11 protein-coding genes are annotated in these 12,950 nt (G+C 69.0%); 3 read left to right on the forward strand and 8 right to left on the reverse strand.

Features of this window, described 5'->3' with window-relative positions; translation table 11 throughout:
• Positions 1-96 precede the first annotated feature (96 nt).
• Complete coding sequence (gene trxA, locus CVUC_RS08255) at positions 97-429, forward strand: thioredoxin (protein ID WP_010921368.1); 333 nt, start codon at positions 97-99, stop codon at positions 427-429.
• A gap of 212 nt (positions 430-641) precedes the next feature.
• On the opposite strand, the gene CVUC_RS08260 is transcribed toward trxA, so the two are convergent.
• The 8 genes from CVUC_RS08260 to CVUC_RS08295 all read right to left on the reverse strand — a co-directional run bounded on the left by CVUC_RS08260 (position 642) and on the right by CVUC_RS08295 (position 8,621).
• Entirely contained in the window at positions 642-749 is a 108-nt protein-coding gene (locus CVUC_RS08260; RefSeq protein WP_096034522.1) for a hypothetical protein, read from the reverse strand.
• Between the two features lie 85 nt (positions 750-834).
• Positions 835-2,148, reverse strand: a complete 1,314-nt coding sequence (locus CVUC_RS08265) for a bifunctional folylpolyglutamate synthase/dihydrofolate synthase (protein ID WP_096034523.1) — start codon at positions 2,146-2,148, stop codon at positions 835-837.
• Between the two features lie 9 nt (positions 2,149-2,157).
• Positions 2,158-3,081, reverse strand: a complete 924-nt coding sequence (locus CVUC_RS08270) for an acetyl-CoA carboxylase carboxyl transferase subunit beta (protein WP_010921371.1) — start codon at positions 3,079-3,081, stop codon at positions 2,158-2,160.
• Between the two features lie 12 nt (positions 3,082-3,093).
• Positions 3,094-3,921 carry a tryptophan synthase subunit alpha gene (trpA, locus tag CVUC_RS08275; RefSeq protein ID WP_010921372.1) on the reverse strand — a complete coding sequence of 276 codons (828 nt, stop codon included), beginning with the start codon at positions 3,919-3,921 and terminating at the stop codon, positions 3,094-3,096.
• 12 nt (positions 3,922-3,933) lie between these two features.
• Complete coding sequence (trpB, locus tag CVUC_RS08280) at positions 3,934-5,154, reverse strand: tryptophan synthase subunit beta (protein WP_024265976.1); 1,221 nt, start codon at positions 5,152-5,154, stop codon at positions 3,934-3,936.
• A gap of 22 nt (positions 5,155-5,176) precedes the next feature.
• Positions 5,177-5,836: a phosphoribosylanthranilate isomerase gene (locus tag CVUC_RS08285; RefSeq protein WP_010921374.1), complete on the reverse strand. Its 660-nt coding sequence runs from the start codon at positions 5,834-5,836 to the stop codon at positions 5,177-5,179.
• A gap of 49 nt (positions 5,837-5,885) precedes the next feature.
• Positions 5,886-6,155: an usg protein gene (locus CVUC_RS08290; RefSeq protein WP_010921375.1), complete on the reverse strand. Its 270-nt coding sequence runs from the start codon at positions 6,153-6,155 to the stop codon at positions 5,886-5,888.
• 165 nt (positions 6,156-6,320) lie between these two features.
• A complete protein-coding gene (locus CVUC_RS08295; protein WP_096034524.1) occupies positions 6,321-8,621 on the reverse strand; it encodes an NADP-dependent malic enzyme in 2,301 nt (766 codons plus the stop codon).
• 239 nt (positions 8,622-8,860) lie between these two features.
• Here CVUC_RS08295 and dapB point away from each other — a divergent pair, with 239 nt between their 5' ends.
• Positions 8,861-9,634: a 4-hydroxy-tetrahydrodipicolinate reductase gene (dapB, locus tag CVUC_RS08300; RefSeq protein ID WP_096034834.1), complete on the forward strand. Its 774-nt coding sequence runs from the start codon at positions 8,861-8,863 to the stop codon at positions 9,632-9,634.
• Between the two features lie 50 nt (positions 9,635-9,684).
• Positions 9,685-12,924: an intermembrane phospholipid transport protein YdbH family protein gene (locus CVUC_RS08305; protein WP_096034525.1), complete on the forward strand. Its 3,240-nt coding sequence runs from the start codon at positions 9,685-9,687 to the stop codon at positions 12,922-12,924.
• Positions 12,925-12,950 lie beyond the last annotated feature (26 nt).

The following is a 12,950-nucleotide window of genomic DNA, read 5'->3' on the forward strand; positions in this document are numbered from 1 at the left end:
CTACATCTTGGGTAACCGCCCGGAAGCTTCCGGGCCAGAACCTTATTGCGTCCTCCGCGCCGGACACCGCCGCGCGACGCCAGACTGGAGCAGACCATGAGCACCGTTGCGGTGACCGACGCCACCTTCGAAGCCGACGTCCTGAAGTCGAGCAAGCCCGTGCTCGTCGATTTCTGGGCCGAATGGTGCGGTCCGTGCAAGCAGATCGCCCCGGCGCTGGAGCAGCTTTCGGAAGAGCTGGCCGACGTGGTGACCATCGCCAAGGTCAATATCGAGGACAGCCCGACCACCCCGTCGCGCTACGGCGTTCGCGGCATCCCGACCATGATGCTGTTCCGCGATGGCCAGATGACCTCGATGAAAGTCGGCGCCATGCCCAAGCAGAAGATCCTGGAATGGCTGAACGAAGCCGGCGTCCAGGCCGCCTAAGCGGCTCTCTTTGCTTAATTGAAGACGCCCGCTCCGGTCTCCGGGGCGGGCGCTTTTCGTTATGATATCCCGACCTTCCCGGCGAATGCCGGGATCCAGATCAGATCCCGTGACCCGTCATATGCGGTACGGACGGCTGGCGCGAACCCGCTCAAGGCTCGGGATGTATCTAGGCCCCGGCAGTCGCCGGGGAATTCGGATGAGGAAGGGGCTTACTTCTTCCCCGTCACGATGAACGGCGAGACCGGCGCGGGCGGCGGCTTCTTTTCGGCCTTCGGTTTGCGGATTTCCTTGTTGGACTTCTTCTGACCCTTGGCCATCGGCGGTTCCTGCCAGGACGGGCGCGCCTGCCGAGGATGTCCAGCGGGCCGTGCCGCCCTATCGGCGTGCGACAGCCTTACGCGCTTAGACCGGCCAAGTCTCGGGGCTCATCGCCAGGACCTCGCCGGCCAGATAGAGCGAGCCGCAGATCAGGATATGAGGGGCCGGCTCCAGCTGGAGCGCGCGATCGAGCGCCTCCGCCACTGAATCGCAGGCGCTGGCTCGCAAGCCCGCCAGTTCAGCGGCGGCGGCCGTGTTGGCGGCGCTGGCGGCGGCGTGGCCCTCGAAGGTCACGGTGAAGACCTTGGTCGCCACGCCCCGGAAGGCGCCGAAGAAGCCGGCGGCGTCCTTGTTGGCGAGCAGACCCGAGATCAGCGCCACCGGCCTGCCGTCGCGAGCGGCGAGATCGGCGACGGCGCGGGAGACGGCCAAGCCCGCGTGCGGATTGTGGCCGCCGTCCAGCCAGAGATCCGCGCCCGCCGCCTTGGCCCGTTCGGCCAACGGACCGGCGGTCAGGCGCTGGAAGCGGGCCGGCCACACGGTCGATTCCAGGCCTCGCGCCATGGCGGTCTCGTCGATACGCGGATCGCCCAGCGCCAAAAGGGCGGCGACCGCGAGGCCGGCATTGGCGAACTGATGCTCGCCGGGCAGCGACGGGGCGGGCAGGTCCAGCAGACGGTCCTGCATCTGGACCAGCAGCCGCCCCCGCTCGCTCCAGGCGTCGAAGTCGCGGCCCATCAGCGTCAGCGAAACCCCGGCGCGATCGGCGGCGGCCTCGATGACGGGCTCGGCGTCCTCGTGCTGCCGGGCCGAAACGGCCGGCGCGCCAGGCTTGATGATTCCCGCCTTCTCGCCGGCGATCTGGCCGATCGTGTCGCCGAGGAACTCGCGATGATCCAGATCGACCGGAGCGATCACGCTGACCTTGGGCGTGACGACATTGGTCGCGTCGAGGAGTCCGCCCAGGCCCACCTCGATGATGCACAGATCGGCCGGGACCTCGGCGAAGGCGACGAAGGCGGCGGCCGTGGTGATCTCGAAAAAGGTGATCGGCTGGCCGGCGTTGGCCTGCTCGACGCGGTCCAGCACGTCGGCCAGGTGCGCGTCGGTGATCAGCGTCCCGGCCAGGCGGATGCGCTCGGAAAAGCGGACCAGGTGCGGCGAGGTGAAGACGTGGACCTTCAGACCCGCCGCCTCGGCCATGGCGCGCAGGAAGGCGACCGTCGAGCCCTTGCCGTTGGTGCCGGCCACGTGGATCACAGGCGGCAGGCGGTCCTGAGGATCGCCCAAAGCGGCGCACAGCCGCCGCATCCGGTCCAGCGACAGATCGATCAGCTTCGGATGCAGCGCCTGAAGCCGCGCGAGGGCGGCGTCGTGGGCGCGGAGATGGTCGGTCACGCCGAAGCTCTAGGCCGCCTGGCGCTTGCGGCCCATCATCAGGGTGCCCAGCAGCGAGCCCAGGACTTCCGGCAGCTCCTTGCGGTGCGTGACGCGGTCGACCATGCCCTTTTCGACGAGGTACTCCGAGCGCTGGAAGCCCGGCGGCAGGGTCTCGCGGATGGTCTGTTCGATGACGCGCGGACCGGCGAAGCCGATCAGGGCGCCCGGCTCGGCCAGGTGGATATCACCGAGCATGGCGTAGGAGGCGGTGACGCCGCCGGTGGTCGGGTCGGTCAGGACCACGACGTAGGGAAGGGCCGCGTCCTTCAGCTCGTTGATGGCCAGCGTGGTGCGGGCCATCTGCATCAGCGACAGCGCGCCTTCCTGCATCCGCGCGCCACCGGCGGCGGTGAAGGCGATCATCGGGACCTGGCGTTCCAGGGCGGCCTTGGCGGCGGCGATGAAGCCCTCGCCCGCGGCCATGCCCAGCGACCCGCCCATGAAGGCGAAGTCTTGCACCAGCACCACGGCGTCGACGCCGCCGACCTTGCCATAGCCGATGGCCATGGCGTCCGGCTCGCCCGTCGCCTTGCGAGCGGCGACCAGACGGTCCTTGTAGGGCTTGCCGTCCGAGAACTTCAGCGGGTCCTCGACGACCGGCGGGGTCGGCAGGGCCTCGTACTGACCGTCATCGAAAGTGAACTTGAAGCGGGCTTCGGGCCCGATCCGCATGTGGCGACCGGCCGGCGTGACCCACAGGGCCGCCTCCAGGTCGGAGCGGAAGATCATCTCGCCCGTATCGGGGCACTTGACCCAGAGATTCTCGGGCGTCTCGCGCTTGGCGAACGCGCCGCGTACGCCGGGCGCGATCCGCGACAGCCAACCGCCGCCCCGGCGCTCCGCTGTTTTCTTGTCGCCCTTTTTCGGGTCCTGGGGTTCAGCCATAGCCATAGCCTTAAAGCCTCACTTCGTCCCGACTCGCGCCGAACGCACAGCCTTAGCCAGCTCCGACGCTTTTAGAAGAACCTTCTCGGTCACGTTTTCGTTCAACTGCGCCGCCGACTCGATTTCATCGACCAGGGCCGAGCCGACGACGGCCGCGTCCGCCACCTTGGCGACGGCGGCGGCCTGGTCCGGCGTGCGGATACCAAAGCCCACGGCGACCGGCAGGCCCGAGGCCTTGCGCAGGCGCTCGACGGCGGGGGCCACATCGGCCGCGTCGGCCGACTTCACTCCGGTCACCCCGGCGACCGAGACGTAATAGACGAAGCCCGAGGTGCGGCGCACCACCATCGGCAGGCGGGCGTCATCGGTGGTCGGGGCCGCGAGACGAATCAGGGCGATGCCCTCGGCTTCCAGCGCGTCCGACAGCGGGTCGGCCTCTTCGGGCGGGCAGTCGACGATGATCAGGCCATCGACCCCGGCCTTGGCGGCCAGCGCTGCGAAGGTCTCGAAGCCCTTGTTCAGAACCGGGTTCAGATAGCCCATCAGGATGATCGGCGTGTCCTGGTCGCCTTCGCGGAAGGCGGCCACCAGATCCAGCGTGCCCTGCAGGGTCATGCCGGACTTCAGGCCGCGCTGGGCGGCGCGCTGGATGGTCGGGCCCTCGGCCATCGGATCAGAGAACGGAAAGCCCAGCTCGATCAGGTCCGCGCCGGCGGCGGGCAGGCCCTTGAGCACGGAAAGCGTCGTGGCGGCGTCAGGATCGCCGGCCATGACATAGGTCACGAAGCCGGCGCGGTTTTCGGCCTTCAGCGCCGCAAAGCGGCGATCGATACGGTCTTTGGTCACGCGAGGTCGGTCCTAGATCTTGCGCCCGAGGGCTTCGGCCACCGTGAAGATGTCCTTGTCGCCGCGACCGCAGAGATTCATCACCACGATCTTGCCCTTGCCCAGCTCCTGGGCGATTTCGCCGACCCGGGCCAGGGCGTGGGCCGGCTCCAGGGCCGGGATGATGCCTTCCAGCGTCGAGCACAGTTTGAAGGCCTCCAAGGCCTCGGTGTCCGTGGTCGAGACATATTCGGCGCGGCCGATGTCGTGCAGGAACGAGTGCTCGGGGCCGATGCCCGGATAGTCGAGGCCAGCCGAGATCGAGTGAGCGTCGATGATCTGGCCGTCGTCGTCCTGCAGCAGGTAGGTGCGGTTGCCGTGCAGCACGCCAGGACGGCCGCCGGTCAGCGAGGCGGCGTGCTTGTCGGTGGAGACGCCGTGGCCGGCCGCCTCGACGCCGATCAGGCGCACACCCTCGTCGCCGAGGAACGGGTGGAAGAGGCCGATGGCGTTGGAGCCGCCGCCGATGCAGGCGACCACCGCGTCGGGCAGTCGGCCTTCCATTTCGAGGATCTGCTCACGCGCTTCGGCGCCGATCACGCTCTGGAAGTCACGGACCATCACCGGATAGGGGTGCGGGCCGGCGGCCGTGCCGATCAGGTAATAGGTGTCATGCACGTTGGTCACCCAATCGCGCATCGCTTCGTTCATGGCGTCCTTCAGGGTGCCGGTGCCCGAGCTGACGGGGCGAACTTCCGCGCCCAGCAGGTTCATGCGGAAGACATTGGGCTTCTGCCGCTCGACGTCGGTGGCGCCCATATAGACCACGCAGGGCAGGCCAAAGCGGGCGCAGACGGTGGCGGTGGCCACGCCGTGCTGGCCAGCGCCGGTCTCGGCGATGATCCGGGTCTTGCCCATGCGCATGGCCAGAAGGATCTGGCCCAGGGCGTTGTTGATCTTGTGCGAGCCGGTGTGATTCAGCTCGTCGCGCTTGAAATAGATCTTGGCCCCGCCGAAGTGCTCGGTCAGGCGCTCGGCGAAATAGAGCGGGCTCGGCCGGCCGGCGTAATGGGTGTTGTAGCTTTTCAGCTGCGCCTGGAATTCCGGATCGGCCTTGGCGTCGGCATAGGCCTTGCCCAGGTCCAGGACCAGCGGCATCAGGGTCTCGGCGACATAGCGGCCGCCGAACCCGCCAAAGCGGCCCTCCGCATCGGGATAGGCCGAGTAGTCATTGGGTTTCGCAGGAGCGTTCACGAGGGCTTCCAAGCTGGGCTTTTCAGTCTTTGGCGCGTTTGACGGCGTCGAGAAACGCCGAGATCAGAGCCGGGTCCTTTAGGCCGGGACCACGCTCCACGCCAGAAGAAACGTCCACCAGAGGCGTTCCGGAGGTCTTGATGGCCTCACCGACGTTCCACGGATCAAGCCCCCCGGCCAGGAAATGCGGCCGCGAAAAACGTCGCCCGGCCAGCAGGCCCCAGTCGAAGCGGGCGCCAGTGCCGCCGGGCAGGACCGAACCTTCCACGGGCCTGGCGTCGAACATCAGGTGTTGGGCCACGCCGTCAAAGGCCGCAGCCTGATCGACATCCGCCGATGAGGAGACGGAAAAGGCCTTGATCACCCCGACGCCGGCGCGGGCGGCGATCTCGCGAACCCGCGAGGGCGTCTCCTTGCCGTGCACCTGGATCAGGTCGGGCCGCATCGTCGCCATCAGGCGGTCGATCAGGGCGTCGTCCGGATCGACGGTGACGGCGACCGTCTGTACGCCCCGGCCGCGAACCGGCTCCACAAGGCGCGCGGCGACTTCGGGCGCGACATTGCGCGGGCTCTTGTCGAAGAAGACAAAGCCCAGGAACGCGGCGGCGCCGTCAAAGGCGGCCTTGACCGTCTCGGGCGTCGACAGTCCGCAGATCTTGGCCCCATGGGCGGAAATGCTCATCGCCGGGGGAGTTACGGGCGGGGAAGCCGCCGCGCAACCCCGGCGATGCTCATTGCAGCGTGAAGACGCCGTTCACGACCCGCCATTCCCGGGGACTGATCAGCCGGTTGTGCGCCACCCGCACCGAATGCAGCACCCCGTCCAGCTCCTTGGCCCAGAAATCCAGGAACCCCTTCAGGGTCGGGAATTTCGGCGCCAGATCATACTCCTGCCAGACATAGAGCTGCAGCAGGCCGGGGTGGTCGGGCATGTGGTAGTGAATTTCGGCCGTGGTCAGGCCGTAGCCCATCATCTGCAGCTCGAACGCCTTACTCGCCATCGAAGAGCCTCCGACAAACGTTCCGACACCAGAAGATTTGGCCGACTTGGCGAGTCGCTCAAGCGGCGCGTTGTCGCGGGCTGACAGAGCCTCCTGCCCCTCGATGAGGAAGGGTGAGAGAACAATCCTCCCCCTCGCGAGGGAGGATTGAGCCGTCTCCCGCGATCACCCCTCGCCGTCGTCCACCGGCTGATCGTAGGCGGCCATCATCGCCATGTTCAGGATCTTGGACACCGAGGCCGACAGCGGCGCGATCTGCACCGACTTGGAGAGGCCCAGGAGCACCGGGCCGATCACCGTGGCGCCGCCCAGCGACTGCACCAGCTTGGTCGAGATCGAGGCGGCGTGGATGGCCGGCATGATCAGGATATTGGCGCTGTCGGTCAGACGCATGAACGGATAGTTGGCGCGCTTTTCCGGATCCAGGGCCAGTTCGGGGGGCATCTCGCCCTCGTACTCGAAGTCGACATCCATCTCGTCGAGCATGGCCACGGCCTCGCGGACCTTTTCCGAGCGCAGGCCCATCGGGTTGCCGAAGGTCGAGTAGCTCATGAAGGCCACGCGCGGCTTGAAGCCCAGGCGCTTGACGGCGCGAGCCGCTTCGCAGGCGATCTCGACCAGCTCGTCAGCCTCGGGCAGCTCGGTGACATTGGTGTCGGCCACGAAGATCGTCCGGCCCTTGGCCAGCACCACCGACATGCCCATGATCCGGCCGCCGGGGGCGGGATCGACGACGCGCAGCACCTCTTCCAGCGCCTGGTCGAAGCTGCGGGTGACGCCGGTGACCATGCCGTCGGCCTCGCCCAGCGTGACCATCGAGGCGGCGAAGCTGTTGCGGTCCTGGTTGATCAGGCGCTGGACGTCGCGCTTCAGATAGCCCTGGCGCTGTAGGCGGGCATAGAGCGCGTCGACATAGTCCGGATTGCGGTCCGACAGGCGGGCGTTGATGATCTCCAGACCCGCCGTGTCGGGATCCAGGCCCACCAGCTTCATGTTCTCGTGCACCAGGTTCTCGCGGCCGCACAGGATGGCCTTGCCGAACCCGCCGCTCTGATAGGCGTAGGCGGCGCGGATGACGCTGGGGTCCTCGCCTTCGGCGAAGACGATGCGCTTGGGATTGGCCAGCACCGAGCCGGAGATCTTCTGCAGGAAGCCGGCGGTCGGATCCAGGCGCTGGGCCAGACCCGCGCGATAGGCGTCCATGTCGGCGATCGGCTTGCGGGCCACGCCGGTGTCCATCGCCGCCTGGGCGACGAACGGCGGCACATACCAGATGAGGCGCGGGTCGAAGGCCGACGGGATGATGTAGTCGGGACCGAACTTCAGCTGACGGCCGTGATAGGCGGCGGCGACCTCGTCGGGCACGTCCTCGCGGGCCAGCATGGCCAGGGCCTGGGCGCAGGCGATCTTCATCTCGTGGTTCACGCGGCGGGCCCGCACGTCCAGCGCGCCGCGGAAGATGTAGGGGAAGCCCAGGACGTTGTTGACCTGGTTGGGATAGTCGCTGCGCCCCGTGCCCATGATCGCGTCCTTGCGCACGCGCTTGACCTCTTCGGGCGTGATCTCCGGATCGGGATTGGCCATGGCGAAGATGACCGGGTTGGGGGCCATCGAGGCGATCATCTCAGGCGTGAAGGCGCCCTTGGCCGAAAGCCCCAGCAGCACGTCGGCGCCGACCACGGCCTCCGCGAGCGTGCGCTTGTCGGTCTCGACCGCATGGGCGCTCTTCCACTGGTTCATGCCCTCGGTGCGGCCGCGATAGAGCACGCCCTTGGAGTCGACGGCGATGCAGTTCTCGGCCCGCACGCCCATGGCCTTGATCAGCTCCAGCGAGGCGATGCCGGCCGCGCCGGGGCCGTTCAGCACGACCTTCACGTCCTCGATCTTCTTGCCGGTGATGTGGCAGGCGTTGATCAAGCCGGCCGCGCAGATGATCGCCGTGCCGTGCTGGTCGTCATGGAACACCGGGATGTCGAGCAGCTCCTGCAGCTCGGTCTCGATGCGGAAGCACTCGGGGCTCTTGATGTCTTCCAGATTGATGCCGCCGAAGGTGACGCCGATGTTCTTGACCACCGTGATGATCTCGTCGGGGTCCTTGGTGGTGACCTCGATGTCGATCGAGTCGACGTCGCCGAAGCGCTTGAAGAGGACGCTCTTACCTTCCATCACCGGCTTGGAGGCCAGGGCCCCCAGGTCGCCGAGGCCCAGGATCGCGGTGCCGTTCGAGATCACCGCCACCAGGTTGCCCTTGGAGGTGTACTCATAAGCCATGTCCGGATCGGCGGCGATGGCGTGGACGGGGACGGCGACGCCCGGCGAATAGGCCAAGCTCAGGTCACGCTGGGTGGCCATCGGCTTGGTCGGCACGATGGCGATCTTGCCGGGGGTCGGATAGCGGTGGAAGGCCAGGGCCTCCGCGTCGGTGAAGGTCTTGCGTTCCGCGTCGCTCATGTCGGCGTTCCCCATTCCTGCTGCGCAAGTTGATCAAGGGGCGGGCCGATCGATGCGGACACGCCCTTATATGTCCGCACCGTAGCGACGGGGACCGGGCGTCACAACCGGGTCAGAACGCGAAAATCCCTGCAAACGCTTGTTGGACTTGGCGTTGCGTCAAGCGCGACGCCCTCGGGGAAGGCGGCGTGAGGTTGACCTGAAGGGGCGGAACAGGTGATTTGCCCAAGGTCAGTTTTCTCCCGGAGTCCGCCTTGTCCCAGCCCGTGAAGATCGCGATCGCCGGCGCCAATGGCCGCATGGGCCGCGCCGTCGCCCAGGCGCTGGAAGGTCGGAGCGACGCCGTGGTCGCCGCCCGCTTCGAGCGTCCCGGCGTCGCGGGCGAAGGCCTTGTCGCGCGCGAGACCGCCCTGGCCGCCGCCGAGGCGGTGATCGACTTCACCCTGCCCGAGGCCTCGGTCGCCCTGGCCGAAGAGGCCGCCGCGAACGGCGGTCCGGCGCTGGTCATCGGCTCCACCGGGTTCTCGGACGAGCAGCTGGCCCGCATCGACGCGGCCGCGCAGCAGATCGTCATCGTCCGCTCGGGCAACTATTCGCTGGGCGTGAACATGCTGATGGGCCTGGTGCGCCAGGCCGCCGCCGCCCTGCCAGCTCAGGATTGGGATATCGAAGTCTTCGAGGCCCACCACAAGCGCAAGATCGACGCGCCGTCGGGCACGGCCCTGATGCTGGGCGAAGCGGCCGCCGAAGGACGAGGCGTCAACCTCGCCGAGGTCTCGGACCGCGGCCGCGACGGCGTCACCGGTCCCCGCAAGGAAGGGGACATCGGCTTTTCGGTGGTGCGCGGCGGCGGGATCATCGGCGAGCACAGCGTGATCTTCGCCGGCGAGAGCGAGAGCCTGACCCTGTCACACTCGGCCATCGACCGGGGCCTGTTCGCGCGCGGCGCCATCGCCGCCGCCGTCTGGGTCAAGGGCAAGCCGCCAGGCCTCTACGACATGCAGGACGTGCTGGGCTTCAAGAAATAGGGATCCAAAGCTTGGCCGGGGGGCTTTGTTAGGACACCAGACGCCAGGACGTGATGGCCGAAGCCTCGACCGAACCGACGCCAGACAACGCGGCCAGAACCGCGCCCAGCCCGCGCGCGCGCCTGGTGGATCTCGGCCTAGAAGCGGTGTCGCTGTCGATGCTGGCCGTCATCGCCACGGGCCTGGTCGTCTGGTCGGGCCGACGCGAAATCAGCCGCGAGCTGGCCGAGTCGTGGCTGCGCGAGCGCGGGATCGAGGCCGCCGTGCAGCTGGAGGAGGTCGACGCCACCGGCTTCGTCGGCACGGTGCGCCTGGGTCCGCGCAATGCGCCGATCTTCACCGCCGATCGGCTGGAGGTGGCCTATGACCTCTCCACGCCCTGGAGCGGGGGCGCGTTCGCCATCCAGACCAAGGCCGTGCGCATCGTCCGGCCGCGCATCGCCGCCAGCCTCGATGATAAGGGCCTGCGGCTGGGCGCCCTGCAGCCGCTGATCGACGAGGTCCTGAAAGCGCCGCGCCGGCCCGATGCGCCCTTGCCCACGATCCTGATCGAGAATGCGCGGCTGGATCTGACCACGCCCGGGGGCCGCGCGCGGATCACCGGCGACGCCAGCCTGGACGAGGGCCAGCTACGGCGGCTGGACGCGCGGCTTGCGCCGCTGCGCTATGCGGTCCGGGACCTCGCCATCGACGCGAGGGGCGCGAGCGTCATGGCCCGCAAGCGTGGCGAGCGGCTGACGATCGAGGTCACCCTGGCGCTGGACAGCCTGGAGACCTCGGCGGCCGATCTGGCTGGAACCACCGCCCGGCTCAGCGCCGACCTGCCCTATCCGGACCTTGCCCGCATGACCGCCCAGGGTCCGCTGGCGGCCCAGCTGGCCCTGCGCGCCGACACCGCCAGACTGAGCGAAGGCCAGATCGAGGGGCTGGCCGCCGACCTGTCGTGGAACGGACGGCTCGACGGCGGCACGCAAGACTTCGCCCTGATGGGCAAGGGCCGCGCGGCCCTGCGCGGCGACCGGCTTTCGGCCCCGTCGCTGCAGGCGCGCGACACAACGCTCGCCCTGGCGCTTGACCGCATAGAGGGCGAGCGTCGCGACGGCCGGCTGAGCCTGCGCGGCGCGACCACCGCCGAGTTGCGCGCCGGACAGGCGATCGCGGGCGGCGTCGCGGTGCGCAACCTGCGCGGCCAGGGCGCGTCGGAAAGCCTGGCCCTGGCGACGGACGCGCAAGGCGCGCGCCTTGAAGGGCCGCTGAAGATCGAGACGCGCGCCGATCGGCTGGCCATAGGCGCCCTGGCGCTGGCGTCGGCGCGCCTGGCCGCCAGCGGTCGGATCGGCCAGGACGCTCAAGGCCTGACGCTCAGCCTGCAGGGCGTAGCGTCTGGCGCGAGCGGGATCTCCGGGCCCGACGCGGAGCGGTTCGCCGCCCTGATCCCCAACCCCGCCTATGGCGCGCCCCTGAGCCGGGCGCTCGGCACGTTCGAGCTCGCCGCGCCTGGCCTTGGCCTGGAGATGACCGATGGCCGCACGCGCGTGACGCTGTCGCGCGAGGCCCGCCTGAGCGCTCCGAACGGCGCCCGCCTGACCGCCGCTGCGCCGGGAGGGCTGCTCCTGGACGCGGGGCCGAGCGGGGCTCGGGGCGGTCTGCGGGCGGTCCTCTCCGGCGGCGGCCTGCCGATGGTGCGTCTGGCGGCGAGCGACTGGCGCGCGGCCGGCGGGGTTGTGACCTCGCCGCTGACCCTCGCCGCCGAGGGCTTCGACCTGCCGCCGGTCCAGGGCGTCACCGGCCAGATCGACGGCCAGGCGCGGATCGCGGGCGGCCGCTTCACCCTGGTGACCAGCCAGTGCGCCCCGGTCACGGCCAAGGCCTACGCGCTGGGTGAAAGCCCGGTGACCGCCATCAAGGCCCGGGTCTGTCCGACCGCCGCGCCGCTGCTGGCCGCCGGACCCGGCGGCTGGAGCGCGGGCTTGCGCTTCACGGACGGCGAAGGCGCGCTGGCCAGCGCTCAGGCCAGCTTAGAGACGATCCAGGGCGAGGCGTCGCTGGGCGGAACGCGCGGCTTCGAGCGCGCGCAGGTGCGGGTCGACAGCGCGGCCGTCGCCGACGCCGCCCCGGAGCGCCGCTTCAACCCGATCCTCGCCAAGGGCCGCCTTGGCCTGGCGAGCGGCCTGTGGACCGGCGACTTCCAGGCCACGACGCCGGTCGGCGCGCCTCTGGGCGCCATCCGCCTGCGCCATGTGGTGGCGACCGGCAGGGGCCAGGCCGATATCGACGCCTCCAAGCTGGCCTTCGCACCGGGCGGCCTGCAGCCGGGCGAGCTGTCGCCGATGGCCGCCTTCGCGCGCCAGGCCAAGGGCCCCGCGAGCTTCACGGGCGTCTTCGCCTGGGACCAGGCCGGCGCGACCAGCCGGGGGCGTCTGGTGGCCGACAGGATCGACTTCACCAGCCCGATCGGCTTCGTCGCCACCCTGGACGGCGCGGTCGACTTCACCAGTCTCGCCCCGCTGGCCAGCGCGCCGGATCAAACGATGCGGGTTGTCAAAATCGACTCCCTGGTGCCGCTCACCGGCGTGGAGTCGGTGTTCCAGCTGGGCGCGGAGATGTTGCACATCTCCAAGGCGACGTTCGAAGCCGCCAAGGGCCGGGTGTCGATCGAGCCGATCGACGTGCCGCTGGGCGCGGACAAGACGATCAAGGGCGCGATCGTCATCCAGCATCTGGACCTTGGCGAACTGATCGCCGCCTCGTCCCTGGCTGATCGCATCAAGATCGACGCCGTGGTCGACGGCCGCCTGCCCTTCACCTTCGGGCCCGAGGGCCTGCGGTTCCAGAACGGCCAGGTGCGGGCGATACAGCCCGGTCGCCTGGAAATCGCCCGGACGGCGCTGTCGAACGTCGCCGCCAGCCCGGCCGACGCCCCCGGCGCGCCGCCGTCTCAGCCGCCCGGCCAGGTGAACGCCATCCAGGACTTCGCCTATCAGGCCATGGAGAACCTGGCGTTCGACCAGCTGGAAGCGGGCGTCAACAGCACCGACAACGGACGCCTGGGCATTCTCTTCCATGTGAAGGGTCAGCACGCCCCCAAGGTGGCCGAGAAGGCCAGGGTCGGGATCTTGGACCTTCTGCGCGGCCGCGCGTTTGACAAGCGTATCGCCTTGCCGGCCAAGACGCCCGTAGACCTCACCCTCGACACGTCGCTGAACTTCGACGAGCTTCTGGACGCCTGGCGGCGTTCGATCGCCGGCGAGGACACCGAGCCGCCCCGTTCAGGTCCGGTTCAACCGTGACCCGTCACCCTGTCTACGAACTGGAG

It is taken from the genome of Caulobacter vibrioides (assembly GCF_002858865.1).
Classification (GTDB): Bacteria; Pseudomonadota; Alphaproteobacteria; order Caulobacterales; family Caulobacteraceae; genus Caulobacter; species Caulobacter vibrioides.